The sequence below is a fragment of the Streptomyces sp. NPDC044719 genome (assembly GCF_056433405.1).
Genome location: NZ_JBWKHE010000007.1, coordinates 426,824 through 445,245 on the forward strand (window position 1 = coordinate 426,824; position 18,422 = coordinate 445,245).

16 protein-coding genes and 1 tRNA gene are annotated in these 18,422 nt (G+C 71.4%); 13 read left to right on the top strand and 4 right to left on the bottom strand.

Annotation, left to right across the window (positions count from 1 at the left end):
- Positions 1 to 149 precede the first annotated feature (149 nt).
- The gene (locus AC07DF_RS28635) at positions 150 to 2,939 is read left to right on the top strand and encodes a penicillin acylase family protein (RefSeq protein WP_478977413.1); all 2,790 of its coding nucleotides are present in this window, start codon (positions 150 to 152) and stop codon (positions 2,937 to 2,939) included.
- Between the two features lie 83 nt (positions 2,940 to 3,022).
- On the opposite strand, the gene AC07DF_RS28640 is transcribed toward AC07DF_RS28635, so the two are convergent.
- On the bottom strand, positions 3,023 to 3,613 hold the full coding sequence (locus AC07DF_RS28640; RefSeq protein WP_478977943.1) for a 5-formyltetrahydrofolate cyclo-ligase: 591 nt from the start codon (positions 3,611 to 3,613) through the stop codon (positions 3,023 to 3,025).
- Between the two features lie 132 nt (positions 3,614 to 3,745).
- On the opposite strand from AC07DF_RS28640, the gene galU reads away from it, so the two are divergent.
- The 7 genes from galU (at position 3,746) to AC07DF_RS28675 (ending at position 9,231) form a co-directional block, all read left to right on the top strand.
- Complete coding sequence (galU, locus tag AC07DF_RS28645) at positions 3,746 to 4,648, top strand: UTP--glucose-1-phosphate uridylyltransferase GalU (protein WP_215120866.1); 903 nt, start codon at positions 3,746 to 3,748, stop codon at positions 4,646 to 4,648.
- Positions 4,649 to 4,652: 4 nt separating this feature from the next.
- Entirely contained in the window at positions 4,653 to 5,993 is a 1,341-nt protein-coding gene (gene glp / locus AC07DF_RS28650) for a molybdotransferase-like divisome protein Glp (RefSeq protein WP_478977417.1), read from the top strand.
- Between the two features lie 59 nt (positions 5,994 to 6,052).
- Positions 6,053 to 6,562, top strand: coding sequence for a cyclic pyranopterin monophosphate synthase MoaC (gene moaC, locus AC07DF_RS28655; protein ID WP_189726848.1), 510 nt, complete (start codon positions 6,053 to 6,055; stop codon positions 6,560 to 6,562).
- Positions 6,559 to 7,059: a MogA/MoaB family molybdenum cofactor biosynthesis protein gene (locus AC07DF_RS28660; RefSeq protein ID WP_478977421.1), complete on the top strand. Its 501-nt coding sequence runs from the start codon at positions 6,559 to 6,561 to the stop codon at positions 7,057 to 7,059. The genes moaC and AC07DF_RS28660 overlap by 4 nt, the downstream gene beginning before the upstream one ends.
- Positions 7,060 to 7,082: 23 nt before the next feature.
- The gene (locus AC07DF_RS28665) at positions 7,083 to 7,703 is read left to right on the top strand and encodes a GNAT family N-acetyltransferase (protein ID WP_478977946.1); all 621 of its coding nucleotides are present in this window, start codon (positions 7,083 to 7,085) and stop codon (positions 7,701 to 7,703) included.
- Between the two features lie 172 nt (positions 7,704 to 7,875).
- Positions 7,876 to 9,075: a divisome protein SepX/GlpR gene (sepX, locus tag AC07DF_RS28670; RefSeq protein ID WP_478977424.1), complete on the top strand. Its 1,200-nt coding sequence runs from the start codon at positions 7,876 to 7,878 to the stop codon at positions 9,073 to 9,075.
- 82 nt (positions 9,076 to 9,157) lie between these two features.
- Positions 9,158 to 9,231: transfer RNA gene (locus AC07DF_RS28675), tRNA-Ala, on the top strand.
- A 65-nt stretch (positions 9,232 to 9,296) separates the two neighbouring features.
- Here AC07DF_RS28675 and AC07DF_RS28680 read toward each other — a convergent pair.
- Entirely contained in the window at positions 9,297 to 9,773 is a 477-nt protein-coding gene (locus AC07DF_RS28680; protein WP_478977427.1) for a GNAT family N-acetyltransferase, read from the bottom strand.
- 89 nt (positions 9,774 to 9,862) lie between these two features.
- Between AC07DF_RS28680 and AC07DF_RS28685 the strand changes: the two genes are divergently transcribed.
- Positions 9,863 to 10,666 (top strand): exodeoxyribonuclease III, encoded by an 804-nt coding sequence (locus AC07DF_RS28685; RefSeq protein WP_478977430.1) that lies wholly within the window; start codon positions 9,863 to 9,865, stop codon positions 10,664 to 10,666.
- On the opposite strand, the gene AC07DF_RS28690 is transcribed toward AC07DF_RS28685, so the two are convergent.
- Positions 10,663 to 11,310, bottom strand: a complete 648-nt coding sequence (locus tag AC07DF_RS28690; RefSeq protein ID WP_478977433.1) for a MerR family transcriptional regulator — start codon at positions 11,308 to 11,310, stop codon at positions 10,663 to 10,665. The genes AC07DF_RS28685 and AC07DF_RS28690 overlap by 4 nt on opposite strands.
- A 130-nt stretch (positions 11,311 to 11,440) precedes the next feature.
- On the opposite strand from AC07DF_RS28690, the gene AC07DF_RS28695 reads away from it, so the two are divergent.
- The 4 genes from AC07DF_RS28695 to AC07DF_RS28710 all read left to right on the top strand — a co-directional run bounded on the left by AC07DF_RS28695 (position 11,441) and on the right by AC07DF_RS28710 (position 15,078).
- On the top strand, positions 11,441 to 12,961 hold the full coding sequence (locus tag AC07DF_RS28695; protein ID WP_478977436.1) for a flavin-containing monooxygenase: 1,521 nt from the start codon (positions 11,441 to 11,443) through the stop codon (positions 12,959 to 12,961).
- Entirely contained in the window at positions 12,958 to 13,896 is a 939-nt protein-coding gene (locus tag AC07DF_RS28700) for an alpha/beta fold hydrolase (RefSeq protein WP_478977439.1), read from the top strand. The genes AC07DF_RS28695 and AC07DF_RS28700 overlap by 4 nt, the downstream gene beginning before the upstream one ends.
- Positions 13,893 to 14,777 (top strand): SDR family oxidoreductase, encoded by an 885-nt coding sequence (locus AC07DF_RS28705; RefSeq protein ID WP_478977442.1) that lies wholly within the window; start codon positions 13,893 to 13,895, stop codon positions 14,775 to 14,777. The genes AC07DF_RS28700 and AC07DF_RS28705 overlap by 4 nt, the downstream gene beginning before the upstream one ends.
- A gap of 76 nt (positions 14,778 to 14,853) precedes the next feature.
- Positions 14,854 to 15,078 carry a hypothetical protein gene (locus AC07DF_RS28710; protein WP_478977445.1) on the top strand — a complete coding sequence of 75 codons (225 nt, stop codon included), beginning with the start codon at positions 14,854 to 14,856 and terminating at the stop codon, positions 15,076 to 15,078.
- Positions 15,079 to 15,142: 64 nt separating this feature from the next.
- On the opposite strand, the gene AC07DF_RS28715 is transcribed toward AC07DF_RS28710, so the two are convergent.
- The gene (locus AC07DF_RS28715) at positions 15,143 to 18,373 is read right to left on the bottom strand and encodes a S41 family peptidase (RefSeq protein WP_478977448.1); all 3,231 of its coding nucleotides are present in this window, start codon (positions 18,371 to 18,373) and stop codon (positions 15,143 to 15,145) included.
- Positions 18,374 to 18,422: the final 49 nt, after the last annotated feature.

The following is an 18,422-nucleotide window of genomic DNA, read 5'->3' on the forward strand; positions in this document are numbered from 1 at the left end:
GACGCTTCCGAGGGCAAGATCGAACGTTCGTCCGTGCCGGTTCCCGACTCCGCGTCAAGGGGCGCAAGGCCCTGCGCCTATCGTTGCTCCAGCGCTCAGTTAAAAGCACAGCCGAACCTGCCGCTCGCGTTAGGACAGCAAGGACAGCGATGCCCCCCAACACCACCGCCTCCACGGGCCAGCAGCCCGGCAAGTCCGGCAGGAGAAAGGGGCGCAAAGCCCGACTGGTCCTGCTCGTCCTGGTGCTGGCCCTCATCGGGGGCGTGGCCTTCGGGGGGTACTGGTCCGTCAGCACCGTCCGGGCCTCCTTCCCGCAGACCACGGGCACCCTCACGCTCAAGGGCCTCTCGGGGCCGGTCGAGGTCAAACGGGACAACTACGGCATCCCGCAGATCTACGCCTCATCCGACGCGGACCTGTTCATGGCGCAGGGCTACGTCCAGGCGCAGGACCGGTTCTACGAGATGGACGTACGCCGCCACATGGCCTCCGGGCGGCTCTCGGAGATGTTCGGCAAGAGCCAGGTCGACAACGACGAGTTCCTGCGCACGCTCGGCTGGGACCGGGTCGCGAAGAAGGAGTACGACACCAAGCTGTCGGCCTCCACGAAGAAGTACCTCCAGGCGTACTCCAAGGGGGTCAACTCCTACCTCCAGGGCAAGGACGGCAAGGACATCTCCCTGGAGTACGCGGCACTCGGCTTCACCAACGACTACAAGCCGCAGAACTGGACCCCGGTCGACTCGGTCTCCTGGCTGAAGGCGATGGCCTGGGACCTGCGCGGCAACATGCAGGACGAGGTCGACCGCGCCCTGCTGACCAGCCGCCTCGGCCCGAAGGAGGTCGCCGACCTGTACCCGGAGTATCCGTCCGGCCGCAACAAGGCGATCGTCCAGGAGGGCCAGTACAACGAGCTGACGGGCACGTTCGAACAGAACGGCACCAGCGGCACGTCCGGCACGAGCGGCGGATCCACCGCAGGTGCCTCCACCGGCACGGGCGGCAGCGCCTCGGGCAGCTCCGCGGGCTCCGGCGCGCAGGGCCTCCAGAGCCAGCTCACCGGCCTCACCAAGGTCCTGGACGACCTCCCGTCGGCTGTCGGCGTGAATGGCGACGGCATCGGCTCCAACTCCTGGGTCGTCTCCGGGGAGCACACCATCACCGGCAAGCCGCTGCTGGCCAACGACCCGCACCTGGGCCCCTCGCTGCCGTCCGTCTGGTACCAGATGGGCCTGCACTGCCGCAGTGTCTCCAGCGCGTGCCAGTACGACGTCTCCGGCTACACCTTCGCCGGCATGCCCGGCGTGATAATCGGTCACAACCAGGACATCGCCTGGGGCATGACCAACTCCGGTGTCGACGTCACGGACCTCTACCTGGAGAAGATCACCGGGGACGGCTACCAGTACGACGGCAAGATCAAGCCGTTCGAGACGCGCGAGGAGACCATCAAGGTCGCCGGCGGCGAGCCCAAGAAGATCGTCGTCCGCGAGACCAACAACGGGCCCCTGCTGTCGGACCGTGACGAAGAGCTGGTGAAGGTCGGCAAGAAGGCCGGCGTCGACGCCGCCGCACCCGACAGAGGCGACGGCTACGGCGTCGCGCTGCGCTGGACCGCGCTGCAGCCGGGCACCACCATGGACGCCGTATTCGCCATGGACAAGGCGAAGGACTGGAACGGCTTCCGCAAGGCCGCCGCGCAGTTCGAGGTGCCCTCGCAGAACCTGATCTACGCGGACACCCAGGACAACATCGGCTACACCCTCCCGGGCAGGATCCCCACGCGCGCGGAGGGCGACGACGGCTCGCTCCCGGTGCCCGGCTGGGACCCCGAGTACCGCTGGACCGGCTACATCGAGCAGGACGCGCTGCCGTACGAGTACAACCCGAAGCGCGGCTACATCGTCACCGCCAACCAGGCCGTGATCGACCCGGACAAGTACCCCTACACGCTCACCGAGGACTGGGGCTACGGCACGCGCAGCCAGCGGATAAGCGACCTGATCCAGTCGAAGATCAAGGACGGCGGCAAGGTCTCCACGGACGACATGCGCCAGATGCAGCTGGACAACAGCAGCGAGATCGCCCGGCTGCTGGTGCCCACGCTGCTGAAGATCGACCCCGAGAACAAGGACGTCCGCGAGGCGCAGAAGCTCCTCGAGGGCTGGGACTACACCCAGGACGCCGACTCGGCCGCCGCGGCCTACTTCAACGCGGTCTGGCGCAACATCCTCAAGCTCGCCTTCGGCAACAAGCTGCCCAAGGAGCTGCGGCCCAAGGGCCAGTGCCTGTGGGTCAAGCCGGTCAACACCACCGGGCCCGCCGACGAGACCGAGGAGGTCCGCGAGTGCGGCCAGCGCGACCCCGACCAGGCGCAGCCCGACGGTGGCGACCGCTGGTTCGAGGTGGTCCGCAAGCTGATGGAGCAGCCCGACAGCGACTGGTGGAAGACGCCCGAGGCGGGCACCCGTCCCCCGGCCGCCAACCGCGACCAGCTGTTCAGGCGGGCCATGATCGACGCCCGCTGGGAGCTGACCGCCAAGCTCGGCAAGGACATCGACAGCTGGAGCTGGGGCCGGCTGCACCGCCTGTTCCTGGACAACCAGACCCTCGGCACCGAGGGCCCCGGTTTCGTCCAATACGCCCTCAACCGCGGCCCGTGGAGGCTCGGCGGCGGCGAGGCGACGGTCAACGCGACCGGCTGGAACGCCGCCGGCGGCTACAGCGTCGTCTGGGTGCCGTCCATGCGGATGGTCGTGAACCTCGGCGACCTCGACAAGTCGAAGTGGATCAACCTCTCCGGCGCGTCCGGGCACGCCTACAGCGCCCACTACGTCGACCAGACGGACAAGTGGGCCGACGGCGAACTGCTGCCGTGGTCCTACTCGGACAAGGCGGTCGAGGACAGCGCGACCGACAAGCTGGTGCTCAAACCGTGAGCCGCTGACGCCCGCACGATGAGAAACGGCCTTCCACGCGCGCGTGGAAGGCCGTCCTCGTCTTCGGGCGGTCCGCTCCGTCTTCAGCCGGTCCGCTCCCCGAACCGCCGCACCCCGGAGGGAGTCACCACCGCGTGCACCGGCCGGTCGTGCGGCTCCGCCGGGACCCGCTCGATCACCTCGGAGTCGTACAGCAGCACCACCAGGGAAGGCCGGGCGTCCGCCCGCTCCAGCCGCGCCAGGACCCGGTCGTACGAGCCGCCGCCACGCCCGAGCCGCATCCCGCGCGCGTCGACCGCGAGCCCCGGCAGCAGCACGGCGTCGGCGGTGGTCACGGCGTCCGGTCCGAGGCGCTCGCCGGAGGGCTCGAAGAGCTCCATCCTGCCGCCGCCGTGCCGGACACGCGCGAGCGAGCCCTCGCCTTCGTAGACGCCCCAGTCCAGGTCGTTGTCGGCCATCAGGGCCGGAAGAAGGACGCGCACGCCCCGGGCGCGCAGCGTGTCCAGGAGCGCGAGCGTCCCCGGTTCACTCCCCACGGAGACGTACGCCGCGACCGTGCCGGCCCGTGCCAACTCAGGCAGCTCCAGCGCCCGCCCGCCCAGTGCTGCCGAGGTTTCCCGCAGGTCATCCGCCGTCAACCTGTTCCTCACCGAGAGGAGCTCTCGCCGCAACATCCGCTTGTCAGGCTCACCCGGACGTCCGATGTGACTCAAAGGTTGCTCCCGTACCGTTCTAATACGCTCATATGAGCGCCTATGAACCGGAGTCGCAGATTCCGTCCAAAGGCACCGGATATGGTGGCGGGCATGACTCAGGCACACCCTCGGATCAGCAAGGCTGTCATTCCCGCAGCAGGCCTCGGCACCCGGTTCCTGCCGGCCACCAAAGCCACTCCCAAGGAGATGCTGCCGGTCGTCGACAAGCCGGCGATCCAGTACGTGGTCGAGGAGGCCGTCGGCGCGGGTCTCGACGACGTCCTCATGGTGACGGGCCGCAACAAGCGCCCCCTCGAGGACCACTTCGACCGCAACTACGAACTGGAGTCGGCGCTTCAGAAGAAGGGCGACGCCGGCCGCCTCGCCAAGGTCCAGGAGTCCAGCGACCTCGCGACCATGCACTACGTCCGCCAGGGCGACCCCAAGGGCCTCGGCCACGCCGTCCTGTGTGCCGCCCCGCACGTGGGCGAGGAGCCCTTCGCCGTCCTCCTCGGAGACGACCTCATCGACCCCCGCGACCCCCTGCTCCAGCGCATGGTCGAGGTCCAGGAGCAGCGCGGCGGCAGCGTCATCGCGCTCATGGAGGTCGCCCCCGAGCAGATCCACCTCTACGGCTGCGCGGCCGTGGAGACCACCGAGGACAGCGACGTCGTCAAGGTCGGCGGCCTGGTCGAGAAGCCCGACCCGTCCGACGCCCCGTCGAACTACGCGGTCATCGGCCGCTACGTCCTCGACCCGCACATCTTCGACATACTGCGCCGGACCGAGCCCGGCCGCGGCGGCGAGATCCAGCTCACGGACGCCCTCCAGCAGCTCGCGGCCGACGAGAAGATCGGCGGCCCGGTGCACGGCGTCGTCTTCAAGGGCCGCCGCTATGACACCGGCGACCGCGGCGACTACCTGCGTGCCATTGTCCGACTCGCATGCGAACGTGAAGACCTGGGCCCGGACTTCCGGACCTGGCTTCGCAGTTACGTAGCCGAGGAGATGTAACCCGTTGAGCAGCGCCGCGTCCCGCACCCCGGTCCAGGACCACTCGGGCCCCGACCACCTCTGGTCGGTGGACGAGCACCTGGAGGACATCCTCACCACCGTCCGCCCCCTGGAACCCATCGAGCTGCAGCTGCTCGACGCCCAGGGCTGCGTCCTGGTCGAGGACATCACGGTGCCGGTGTCCCTGCCGCCGTTCGACAACAGCTCCATGGACGGCTACGCGGTACGGGTCGCGGACGTGGCGGGCGCGAGCGAGAAGTACCCGGCGGCCCTGGAGGTCGTCGGGGACGTGGCGGCCGGCCAGGCCGACCTGCTCCAGGTGGGCCCCGGCCAGGCGGCCCGCATCATGACCGGCGCCCCGCTGCCGCCCGGCGCCGAGACCGTCGTGCCCGTCGAGTGGACCGACGGAGGGCTCGGCGAGGGCCCGGTGCGCGGGATGCGCGCCCGCAGCCTCGGCCCCGAGGGCGCCTCGGGCCACGTGCAGGTGTACCGCCCGGCGGAGGCACGCGCGCATGTGCGCGCCCAGGGCAGCGACGTGAAGGCCGGCGACCGCGCCCTGCGGGCCGGCACCATCCTCGGCCCGCCCCAGATCGGCCTGCTCGCCGCGATCGGCCGCGGCACGGTACGTGTCCGCCCGCGCCCGCGCGTGGTGGTGCTCTCCACCGGCAGCGAACTCGTCCAGCCGGACGAGAAACTGCGCACCGGTCAGATCTACGACTCCAACAGCTTCGCCCTCACCGCCGCCGCCCGCGACGCCGGCGCCATCGCCTACCGCGTGGGCGCCGTCGCCGACGACGCCGAGACCCTGCGCTCCACCATCGAGGACCAACTGGTCCGCGCCGACCTGATGGTCACCACGGGCGGTGTCAGCGTCGGGGCGTACGACGTGGTGAAGGAAGCTCTGTCCCACGTCGGCGACGAGGACGAGGCGGGCAGCGGCATCGAGTTCCGCAAGCTGGCCATGCAGCCCGGCAAGCCCCAGGGCTTCGGCTCCATCGGCCCCGACCACACCCCGCTGCTGGCCCTGCCCGGCAACCCGGTGTCGTCGTACGTCTCCTTCGAGCTGTTCGTCCGCCCCGCGATCCGCACCCTCATGGGCCTGGACGACGTCCACCGGCCTACGACCCGGGCCACCCTGGTCGCCGACAAGGCCCTGACCTCCCCGAAGGGTCGCCGGCAGTTCCTGCGGGCCACCTTCGCCGACGGACGGGCGACCCCGGTCGGCGGCGCCGGATCCCATCTGGTCGCGGCCCTCGCCCACGCGGACGCGCTGATCGTCGTCCCCGAGGACACCGAGTCCGTCGAGCCCGACGCCGAGGTCGAGGTGGTCCTGCTCGGCCGATAGCCGCTGGTTGGGGGTACCGTGTCGCGCACAGCAGGCCCGGACCGGGAGCGCCACACAGCATGAGCACGCAGGATCCCCCTACGCAGGACACTCCTCCGCAGGACCGACTGACGCACATCGACGACGCCGGCGCCGCCCGCATGGTCGACGTGTCGGAGAAGGACGTGACCGCGCGCACCGCCCGCGCCAGCGGACGCGTCCTCGTCTCGCCCCGCGTGATCGAACTGCTGCGCGGCGAGGGCGTCCCCAAGGGCGACGCCCTCGCGACCGCGCGGATCGCCGGGATCATGGGTGCCAAACGCACCCCCGACCTGATCCCGCTCTGTCATCCCCTGTCGGTCTCCGGTGTGAAACTGGACCTGTCGGTCGCGGACGACGCCGTGGAGATCCTGGCCACCGTGAAGACCACGGACCGTACGGGGGTCGAGATGGAGGCCCTCACCGCGGTCTCCGTCGCCGCGCTCACCGTGATCGACATGGTCAAGGCGGTCGACAAGGGAGCGGTCATCACGGACGTACGGGTGGAAGAGAAGACGGGCGGTAAGTCGGGCGACTGGAGCCGGGCATGACGTATCGCGCCCTGGTCGTCACCGCCTCCAACCGGGCCGCCGCCGGGATCTACGAGGACAAGGGCGGCCCGATGGTCTCCGCCGGTCTGAAGGGCTTCGGCTTCGAGGTCGACGGCCCGCAGGTCGTCCCCGACGGCGATCCCGTGGAGGCGGCCCTGCGCGCCGGTGTCGAAACCGGCTACGACGTCATCGTCACCACCGGCGGTACGGGCATCTCGCCCACCGACCACACCCCCGAGGCGACACGCCGGGTGATCGACCACGAGGTGCCCGGCATCGCCGAGGCCATCCGGGCCTACGGCCGGGAGAAGGTGCCGACCGCGGCGCTCTCCCGGGGCCTGGCCGGAGTGGCCGGTCGAACGCTGATCGTCAATCTGCCCGGCTCCAGCGGAGGCGTGAAGGACGGGCTCGCCGTCCTGGAGCCGCTGCTGGTCCACGCCGTCGAGCAGCTCCGCGGCGGCGACCACCCCAGACCCGGCCCGGGGGGTGCGAGCTGAACAGCGCATCCTGGCCCGTCGAGCTGGTGGACGGCGACATCGTCCTCCGGCCGATAAAGCTGCGCGACCAGCGGGCATGGCGCGAGGTCAACCGGCGCAACCGCGACTGGCTGCGCCCCTGGGAGGCGACCATTCCGCCGCCCGCGCCCGGCGGGCCGCTCGCGCACCGCCCGACCTTCCGCCAGATGGTGCGGCATCTGAGGTCGGAGGCGAACGCGGGCCGGATGCTGCCCTTCGTCATCGAGTACCAGGGGCGGCTGGTGGGGCAGTTGACGGTCGCCGGGATCACCTGGGGCTCGATGTGCTCGGGGCACGTCGGTTACTGGGTGGACGAGTCGGTGGCCGGGCGCGGGGTGATGCCGACGGCGGTGGCGCTCGTCGTGGACCACTGTTTCCGCACCGTCGGGCTGCACCGCATCGAGGTCTGCATTCGCCCCGAGAACGGGCCCAGCCGCCGGGTGGTGGAGAAACTCGGATTCCGTGAGGAGGGGCTCAGGCCCCGTTATCTCCACATCGACGGGGGCTGGCGCGACCACCTCGTGTTCGCCCTCACCGCGGAAGAGGTGCCGGACGGGTTGCTGAGGCGCTGGCACCGGGCACGATCGCAGAGTAATCCGGGAATCCGGCATCGCCCGGGAAATTGAATATGTGTTCGAAAATGATCGGCCAGTGACCGTCTCAGGGCAATGAATTCCCGGCCTGGGCGGTCTGCTGATCGCATCGGTCACAAAAAAAGTTCGAAATATCAGCCAGATCGTGCGACACACCGGCTCAATTGGCAGATGGCCTCACGCAAACCCCTCTACGGTGTGAGACGTGAGCAGCAGCGGCCTCATCTACGCAGTCATTGTCGGGGCCTGGGCCGCCTACTTGGTGCCGATGTGGCTCCGTAGGCAGGACGAGCTGAACGAGGCCCGTCCGACGGAACGCTTCAGCACCGCCATCCGGCTGCTTTCCGGCCGGGCGGGGATGGAGCGCCGGTACGCCAAGGACCTGCGGGCGCGCTCCACCGAGGAGGGGGAGCAGGGCGCCGACGACCTGGACGCCATCACCGACTCGGTGGACGTCCGGGCCTTCGCCGTGTCCAAAACGCGTCCGCAGACCCAGGCGCCCGTACCGTCGCCCGCCTCGGAGCAGCCGGCCCGCCCGGCACCCGCACCGAACGCGGCGTCCGCGGCCCGCGGAGAGGGGCGTGGGGAGGGTCGTGCGGAGGGCCGCGTGCCCGCCGCCCGGCGCCGACCGTCGCCGCAGGCCCAGGCGGCCGCGGCACGTGCCCGGCGCTCGAAGGTGCTCGCACGCCGCCGGCGCACCACCACCATGCTGTTCCTCGCCTTCACCCTCGGCGCGATCGTCGCCGCGGTCGGAGGCCTCGCGTTCCTGTGGGCGCCAGGCGTGCCCGCGGTCATGCTCAGCGTGTACATCGCGTACCTGCGCACGCAGGAGCGCCGCCGCTTCACGTACCAGATGGACCGCCGCCGGGCCGAGCTCGCGGCCCAGCGGCTGCGGGAGCGGCAGCGCCACCCCGGCCGGCGCGCCGCCGACCAGGAGGCCGACGAACCGGAGGACGGACCCGAGCCGGTGACCGACCCCGGCCTGTCCGCCCTCGCGGCCGACCGGCGCGCACTCGTCGAGCAGACCGACCACGCCGAGTGGGTCGACCAGCAGCGCGAGCGGCAGCGGCGCCCCGGGCAGGGCGACAGCTGGGACCCGGTGCCGGTGCCCCTGCCGACCTACGTGACCGCACCGGTCGCCCCCCGGGCCACCAGCGACGTCGACCTCGGGGCTCCCGACACGTGGAGCTCGGCACGCTCCAGCGCCGTCACCCCGGACCGCCAGGACGAGGCCGACGCCGCGGTCCCCGGCGAGCCGGAACCCCACGCCGAGGAGCGGGCGGACGGCGACGGGCGCACCGACGCCCGCCGGGCGGCCTCCGCGCGGCGGGCCCGGGAGCGCGGCCGCACCCCGCTGTTCGACCAGTACGAGGACGGGGACCGGCCGCGAGCCGCCAACGAGTAGCCCCCGAACCCGCAGGTGACCGCCCCTGGGGAACGGATTTCCAAGCAGGCCGATCGGGGTGCTAAAGTTTCACTCGTTGCAAGGGCCTGTGGCGCAGTCCGGTAGCGCACCTCGTTCGCATCGAGGGGGCCAGGGGTTCAAATCCCCTCAGGTCCACGCAGCTCAGAGCCCCGGTCGGGTATCCCGACCGGGGCTCTGACGTATGTTCAGCACCCCACGCTTCAGAGGCTCTTCGCGAAGCAGCGGCTCGACTCGTAGTGCCGGTAGTAGCCGAACTTCCCGCACGGCTCGTAGCCGCTGGACGTGTACAGCGCTATGGCCTCCGGCTGCTTCGTGCCGGTCTCCAGGACCATGCGGGTCCGGCCCGCCGCGCGGGCGTCCTCCTCCAGCTCGGCCAGGATGCGACGCGCCAGCCCCCGGCCGCGCATGCCGTCGACCACATACATGCGCTTGATCTCGGCGTCGCCGTCCAGGTTGCCCTCGTCGTTCGCGTTCTGAGTACGCCAGGCGCCGGAGGCGACAGGGGAGTCGTACGCGTCGTACGCGATCAGGTAGGTGCCGTTCGGCGGGACGAAGTCCGACGCGGCCATGACGGTGGCGTCGCCGTCGTCGCCGTAGCGGACCGCGTACTCGGCCTGGACCTGGTCGTTCAGCTTCACGGCGTCGGGGTGGTCGAAGGGGACCCGGCGTATATGCATGCTGAGTACCGTATGTCAGCACACGTGTCATACGGGAGTGTGTTCGATCCGGAACTGGACCTCGTCCAGTGTGCCGGTATCGTGCCGGGGTGCTCACTGTGACCTCTGTGAATGTGAACGGGCTGCGTGCCGCCGCGAAGAAGGGCTTCGTGGAGTGGCTGGCGGCGACCGACGCCGATGTGCTGTGCCTGCAGGAGGTGCGCGCCGAGCCGGAGCAGCTGCCCGAGCACGTCCGCGCGCCCGAGGGGTGGCATGTGGTGCACGCGCCGGCCGCCGCCAAGGGGCGGGCCGGGGTGTCCCTGTACAGCCGCCGCGAGCCCGACCGGGTCCGGATCGGGTTCGGGTCGGAGGAGTTCGACGGCAGCGGCCGGTACGTGGAGGCCGACTTCCCGGGGGTCACCGTCGCCTCCCTCTATCTGCCCTCGGGCGAGGTCGGCACCGAGCGGCAGGACGAGAAGGAGCGCTTCATGGGCGAGTTCCTCGCCTATCTGAAGGGGCTCAGGGAGCGGGCCGCCGCCGAGGGACGTGAGGTCGTGGTCTGCGGCGACTGGAACATCGCCCATCAGCGGGCCGACCTGAAGAACTGGCGCGGCAACCAGAAGAACTCCGGGTTCCTGCCGGAGGAGCGCGAGTGGCTGGGACGCGTGCTCGACCCGGCCGACGGTGGCTACGTCGACGTCGTACGGGCGCTGCATCCCGAGGTCGAGGGGCCGTACTCGTGGTGGTCGTATCGGGGGCGGGCCTTCGACAACGACACAGGTTGGAGGATCGACTACCACCTGGCCACGCCCGGGCTCGCCGGGCGGGCGGTCAAGGGCTTCGTCGAGCGGGCCGCCACGCACGCGGAGCGGTGGTCCGATCACGCGCCCGTGACCGTGGTGTACGACCGCTAGGACGGCCTGCGCATCCTCCGGTCCAGCGCCAGCGACAGTTCCGCCTCCACCACGCTGCGTGCCAGCGGGCGCAGGCGGGGCAGGTCCTGGGGGGAGGCGTGGCGCAGGACCAGGTTCGTGAAGAGTTCGGCCAGGGCGTCGGCGTGGGTGCGGACCTGTTTGGCCGCGTCGAGGACCTCGGCGAGGGGGATGCCCTCGTGGACCAGGGCCGAGGAGACGTCCAGGAGGCGGCGGCTGATGTGGACGATCTCGTCGCCGTCGGTGCCGAGGTAGCCGAGTTCCATCGCGGCGGCGAGGTTCTCGGGCGTGGTCTCGCCGGCGAAGTGGTCGGCGAGTTCCTCGGGGGTGAGGTGGACCGGTTCCTCCTCGGTGGGGGTGCCCCCGACGCCGAGCAGGTCGCCGACGTCCCGGCCGTTGTCGAAGGCCTCCGCGAGTTCCGCGATGCCGCTGAGGGTGTGGCCGCGTTCCAGCAGGGCCGTGATCGTGCGCAGCCGGGCGAGGTGGTGGTCGTCGTACCAGGCGATGCGGCCTTCCCGGCGGGGTGGCGGGATCAGTTTGCGTTCGCGGTAGAAGCGCAGGGTGCGCACCGTGATCCCGGCGAGGCGGGCCAGCTCTTCCATGCGGTATTCACGCTTCTCGGCCACCTGGGCACCTTAAGGCGTACCAGGGGTAACTTCCTCGTTCCACCCCCTACCCATCAGTACGCCACTGCCCTACGCTCCCATTGCGCCAGTGTTCACTGGCATGGTTCTCGTGGTGTGTGGAGGTGTCGGCATGGGCGAACGCGAACACGAGCGCGAGCATGTACGGGTCGCGGTGGTCGGGTCCGGGTTCGGCGGGCTGGGGGCCGCCGTGCGGCTGCGCCGCGAGGGCGTCACCGACTTCGTCGTCCTGGAGCGGGCGAGCGGCGTCGGCGGCACCTGGCGGGACAACAGCTACCCGGGGTGCCGGTGCGACGTGCCCTCGCATCTGTACTCGTTCTCCTTCGCGCCCAACCCCGAATGGCCGCGCACCTTCTCCGGGCAGGAACACATCCGCGCCTATCTGGAGCACGTCACGGACGTGTTCCGGCTGCGGCCGCACATCCGCTTCGACTCGGAGGTGAAGCGGATGAGCTGGAACGCCGAGCGGCTGTGCTGGGACATCGAGACCAGCAGTGGGAACCTGTCGGCGGACCTGGTCGTGTCGGCGACCGGGCCGTTGTCCGACCCCAAGGTGCCGGAGATTGCGGGGCTGGAGTCCTTTCCCGGCAGGGTCTTCCACTCGGCCCGCTGGGACCACGACTACGACCTGCGGGGCAAGCGCGTCGCGATGGTGGGGACCGGGGCCTCGGCCGCCCAGATCGTGCCGGCCGTCCAGCCCGACGTCTCGCGCCTGACCCTGTTCCAGCGGACCCCGCCGTGGGTCATGCCCCGCGTCGACCGGAACATCAGCGGCACCGAGCGGTGGCTGCACCGGCAGCTGCCCTTCACCTCGCAGCTGCGGCGCGGACTGCTGTGGGGCATCCGGGAGTTGCAGGTGCAGGCGTTCACCAAGCACCCGAAACAGCTCGGCCTCGTCGAGGAGATGGCCCGGCACAACATGGCCCGCTCCATCAAGGACCCGGCCCTGCGGGCCAAGCTCACCCCGGACTACCGCATCGGCTGCAAGCGGATCCTGCTGTCCAGCGACTACTACCCGGCGCTCGCGCAGCCCAATGTGGACGTGGTCGCGAGCGGGCTGGCCGAGGTTCGCGGATCGACCCTGGTCGCGGCCGACGGCAGTGAGGCCGAGGTGGACGCGATCGTCTTCGGCACCGGGTTCCACGTCACCGACATGCCGATCGCGGACCGGGTGGTGGGCGTCGAGGGGCGGACCCTCGCGGAGACCTGGAAGGGCGGCATGGAGGCCCTGCGCGGCGCCTCCGCCGCCGGGTTCCCCAACTGGATGACGATCATCGGGCCCAACACCGGCCTCGGGAACTCCTCGATGATCCTCATGATCGAGTCCCAGCTCAACTACCTGGCCGACTACATCCGTCAGCTCGACGTCCTCGGCGGCCGGGTCGCCCTGGACGCCCGCCCGGCCGCCGTGCAGGCCTGGAACCACCGGGTGCAGGAGCGCATGAAGCGCACGGTGTGGAACACCGGCGGCTGCACCAGCTGGTACCTCGACGCGAGCGGCCGCAACACCACCGTCTGGCCCGGCACGACAGGCGAGTTCCGGCGGGCGACGCGACGCGTCGACCTCGCCGAGTACGACGTCCTGCGCGTTCCCGTGCGGGCGGAGGCCGAGAAGGCCGGGGTGGACGCGTGAGCCGCCTCCTGCGCATCGACTCCGGCCCCTACGCCCCGCCGGCCCCCGCGCGCGAACTGACCGCCGTCTCCGCCGACGGCGCCCGGCTGCACGTGGAGATCCACGGCCCCGACGGTGCCCCGGCCGTGGTCCTCGCCCACGGCTGGACCTGCTCCACCGCCTTCTGGGCGGCGCAGATCCGCGAACTGGCCACCGACCACCGGGTCATCGCCTACGACCAGCGTGGCCACGGGCGCAGCCCCGCGAGCCCCGCGTGCAGTGCCGAGGCGCTCGCCGACGATCTGGAGGCCGTGCTCGAGGCCACCCTGGCGCCCGGCGAACAGGCCGTGATCGCCGGGCACTCCATGGGCGGCATGACCGTCATGGCGGCCTCGGCCAGGCCCGCCTTCCACGCGCACGCGGCCGCCGTCCTGCTGTGCAGCACCGGCAGTTCGCAGCTGGTCGCCGCCTCCACCGTCGTACCGATCCGGGCCGGGCGGCTGCGCACCTGGCTGACGCGGCGGATCCTCGGTTCCCGGGCTCCGCTCGGCCCGGTCACACCGCCGGCTCGGCGGATCCTCAAGTACGGCACGATGGGCGCCGGTTCGGCCCCGCACATGGTCGAGGCGTGCGCCCGTATCGTGCACGCCTGTCCCCGCAAGGTCCGCCACTCCTGGTCGCAGGTCCTGGACCTGCTCGACCTCGACCACGGCGTACGGGAACTGCGGGTGCCCACGGCCGTCGTCGTCGGTACGGCGGACCGGCTGACGCCGCCGGTGCAGGCCCGGGCCCTGGCCGCCGCGCTGCCGCAGTGCACCGGGCTCACCGAGCTGCCCGGCATCGGCCACATGACGCCCATCGAGGCGCCGGGGCTGGTCGGCGGCAAGATACGGGAACTCGTCCACGCACACGTCGTCCACGCACCCATCCGGGTCGTATCCGAGGAGAGCGCATGAGCAGGGTGAGCCTCGAGGGGAAGGTCGCCGTGGTGACCGGGGCGGCGCGCGGCGTCGGGGAGTTGCTGTCCCGCAAGCTCTCCGCGCGCGGCGTGAAGGTGGCGCTGGTCGGCCTGGAGCCGGACGCGCTCAAGCAGGTCTCCGGGCGGCTGCACTGCGACAGCGACCACTGGCACGCCGATGTCACCGACCACGAGGCGATGGCCCGGGTCGCGAGCGAGGTCGAGGAGCGCTTCGGGCGGGTCGACATCGTCGTCGCCAACGCCGGTGTCGCCACCGGTGGTCCCTTCGCCGACTCCGACCCGGAGTCCTGGCGGCGGGTGATCGAGGTCAATCTGATCGGCTCGGCGGTGACCGGCCGCGCCTTTCTGCCGTCGCTGCTTCAGAGCCGGGGGTATCTGCTCCAGATCGCGTCCCTCGCCGCGATCACCCCGGCGCCGATGATGACCGCGTACTGCGCGTCCAAGTCCGGTGTGGAGGCGTACGCGCACAGCCTGCGGGCCGAGGTCGGGCACCGGGGCGTGAAGGTGGGCGTCGGGTATCTGTCGTGGACCGACACCGACATGGTGCGCGGGGCCGACCAGGACGACGTCATGCGGGAGTTGAGGCAGCGGCTGCCCTGGCCGTCCAACAAGACCTACCCGCTGGGCCCGGCCGTGGACCGGCTCGTGGCCGGGATAGAGAACCGGTCGAGCCATGTGTACGGGCAGTGGTGGCTGCGCGGCATGCAGGGGGTGCGCGGCTACCTGCCCGGGGTCATCGGGACGGTGGGGCAGCGCGAGATGCGGCGGTTCGCGGACCGGCTGACGGGCATGCGCACGGGCCTCGTCGGGGCGGGCGGAGCGGCCGACGAGCAGCAGCGGACTACGCTGCGTAAGTGATCGACATGCGCAGGGTCACGACCCGTGTGAATCTGATCGAGCCAGATCCCCTCACCCCCAACGGGAGTGAACCCACATGGGTATGAAGGACCAGTTCCAGGAGAAGTCCGAGCAGTGGCAGAACCAGGCCCGTCAGAAGGCCGACCAGGCCCGCGAGCAGATGCAGGGCCGCGGTCGCCGGCGCGACGAGGACATGGACTCGCCGCAGCGCCCGCAGCACCCGCAGCACCCGCAGCGTGACCGTGAGCGGGAGCGGGAGCGCGAGCAGGAGGACCGCTTCGACCAGGACTTCGACGCCTGACGACGCGTGCTGAACGGAAGGGGTGCCTCGCGCGGGGCACCCCTTCCTCACGTCCTCGTCCTTCTCAGGCCCGGGGTGGCAGTTTCGGCCGGGAGCGGTCCGGTACGTCGCTGTAGGTCGGCGGTTTCGCGGGCGGGTCGGTCTCCAGCAGCCCGAGGGCCAGCTCCACCGCGTCGGTCAGCTGGGCGTGCCGGCCCTCCGCCCAGTCCAGCGGGGTGCGCAGGACGTCGATGTCGGGGGCTACGCCCCTGTTCTCCACCGACCAGCCGTACGCGTCGAACCAGGCCGCGTTCATCGGCACCGTGATCACCGTGCCGTCCCCCAGCTCGTGGCGGCCGGTCATGCCGACGACACCGCCCCAGGTGCGCTGCCCCACCACCGGGCCCAGCTTGAGCAGTTTGAACGCGGCGGTGATCATGTCGCCGTCGGAGGAGGTCGCCTCGTCCGCCAGGGCCACCACCGGGCCTCTCGGCGCGTTCGAGGTGTACGACACGGGCTGGGCGTCGCGGGTCAGGTCCCAGCCCAGGATCGTGCGGCTCAGCGTCTCGATGACCAGCTCGCTGATGTGGCCGCCGGCGTTGCCGCGCACGTCCACGATCAGTGCCGGGCGGGACACCTCCATGCGCAGATCGCGGTTGAACTGCGCCCAGCCCGAACCGCCCATGTCCGGGATGTGCAGATAGCCGCAGCGCCCGCCGCTCAACTCCCGGACCACCGCCCGGCGTTTGGCCACCCAGTCCTGGTAGCGCAGCGGCCGCTCGTCCACCAGCGGGACGACGGCGACCCGCCGGGGCGGGCCCGCGCTCTCCGCCTGCGTGAAGGTCAGCTCCACCGTCGTACCGCCCGCGCCCGCCAGCAGCGGATACGGGCCCGCGTCCGGATCGACCGGGCGGCCGTCGACGTGGGTGAGGACCGCGCCCTCCCGGATGCCCGTGCCGGCCAGCGGGGAGCGGGCCTTGGAGTCGGAGGAGTCGCCGGCCAGGATCCGCAGCACCGTCCAGCCGCCGTCCCGGCGTACGAAGTTGGCACCCAGCAGGCCCTGCCGGCGCTGGTAGTGCGACGGGCCCTCGTTGCGCCGGGCGGCGGAGACGTACGCGTGGGAGGTGCCCAGCTCGCCCAGCACCTCGCGCAGCAGGTCCGCGAACTCGTCCGGGGAAGCGACCCGTTCGACCAGCGGCCGGTACTGGTCCAGCACCCCGGCCCAGTCGATGCCGCACATGCCCGGTTCCCAGAAGTACGCCCGGATCAGCCGCCCGGCCTCCTCGTACGCCTGCCGCCACTCGGCCGCCGGGTCGACCACGTGCAGGATGCGGCGCGCGTCGATCCACACCGTCGAGTCGGCGTCGCCCGACTCGGTGGCCGGGACCCCGCGCAGCTCGCCCTCGTCCACCACGACCAGCCGGCTGCCGTCGCCGCTCACCGCGAACCAGTCTAGGTGGTCGACGAGTTCGGACTTCCTGGCCTTGGTGATGCCGAAGTGCTCCAGGGTCGGCCGGCCGCTGGTGTCGTCCGGGTTGGCGAACGTCTCGCCCAGCGCGCCCGAGATCGGCCAGCGCAGCCAGACCAGCCCGCCGCCCGCGACCGGGTGCAGCGCCGAGTACTTGGAGGCCGTCACCGGGAAGGGCGTGACCCGGCTCTCCAGCCCCTCGGCCTCGACGATCACCGCCCCGCCCTCGCCGTTCTCGTCGTCCTCCACCGGGTCGAGACCTCCGGCGGCCGGGCGGCCCTCCGGGTTCACCGCGAACGGGGAGGGTGTCGCGGAGGACAGCGGCACGAGGTACGGGCGGCAGCCCAGCGGGAAGGACAGGTCGCCGGTGTGCACGTCGTAGACGGGGTCGAAGCCGCGCCAGGACAGGAAGGCGAGGTAGCGGCCGTCGCGCGTGAACACCGGGTTCTCGTCCTCGAAACGGCCGTTGGTGACGTCGATGACGACACCCCCCTCGATCCTGGCCAACTTGATCTGCCGCAGGGTCCGCCCGATGCCCGGATGCGACCAGGTCAGCCACGCCCCGTCCGGGGAGAACGCCAGGTCCCGCACGGGGCCGTTGATCGACCGGATCAGCTCGGTGACCCCGCCGTCCGAGTCCTCGCTCACGTCCATGAGCAGCAGCCGCCCGTCGTGCGAGGCGACGGCGAGCCGCTCGCCCTCCGGGTCCGAGAGCAGCTCGCGCACCCGGCCCAGCGCGCCCGAGGCCAGCCGTCGCGGCTCGCGGGCGCCGGACGCCCGGGGCAGCGAGGCGATCTCGATGGCGTCCTCGCCCTCCGCGTCCGTCACGTACGCCACCCGCCCGCTCGCGCCGAGCATCTCCGGCATCCGCACCCGGACGCCCGGGGTGTCGGTGAGGGTGCGGGCGGGCCCGTCGCGGTGGGTGAGCCAGTACAGGCTGCCGCGTACGACGACGGCACTGGCCCGGCCGGTCTCGTCGACCGAGATCCCGTCGATGTGCTGGGCCGCCGCCACCTGGTACGGGCGCCGCCCCGCGCGCGGCCCGCTCAGCCGTACGTCCAGCCGCCGCGGTTCGGAGCCCGGCGACAGGTCGTCGACCATCCACAGGTCGCCCGCGCACTGGTACACCACCCGGGTGCCGTCACTGGAGGCGTGCCGGGCGTAGAAGGCCTCGTGGTCGGTGTGCCGGCGCAGGTCGGAGCCGTCGTAGGCGCACGAGTAGAGGTTGCCGACGCCCTCGTGGTCGGAGAGGAAGGCGATCCGGCCGCCGACGAACATGGGGGAGTGCAGGTGGCCGCCGAGGCCGGCCAGCAGCCGTTCGCCGTGCAGCCACAGCCGGCCCGTGGCCCCGCCCCGGTAGCGCTTCCAGGAGGCGGGTTCGTGCGGCGGGGTGCCGGTGAGGAGAAGGCTCTTGCGTTCGCCGTCCAGGTCAGCGACCTGGATGTCGGAGACCGGCCCCCAGGGCAGTTTGCGGCCCGGGGCGCCGTCGAGGGGGACCTTGTAGCCCCAGGTGAAGAAGGAGAAGGGCTCGCCGTGCGAGGCCACGGCCAGGATCTCGCCCTCCGGGGTCCAGCCGCAGACCCGGGTGTCGGCGCTGCCCCAGTGGGTCAGCCGGCGGCCCGGGCCGCCGTCGACCGGGACGAGATGGACCTCGGGCACGAGGGTGCGCCAGCTGGTGTACGCGAGGTGGCGGCCGTCGGGCGAGAAGCGGGGGTGTCCCAGCTTGGTGCGGTCGACGGTGATCCGCCAGGCGCGGCCCGGGGTGTCGAGCGGGGCGAGCCAGAGGTCGTCCTCGGCCACGAAGCACAGTAGGTCGTCATGGAGGTGCGGCAGACGCAGATAGGTCACTTCCTCATGCTTTGCCGGGTGACGGACCAGGGCAACTCAAGGCAAAAGC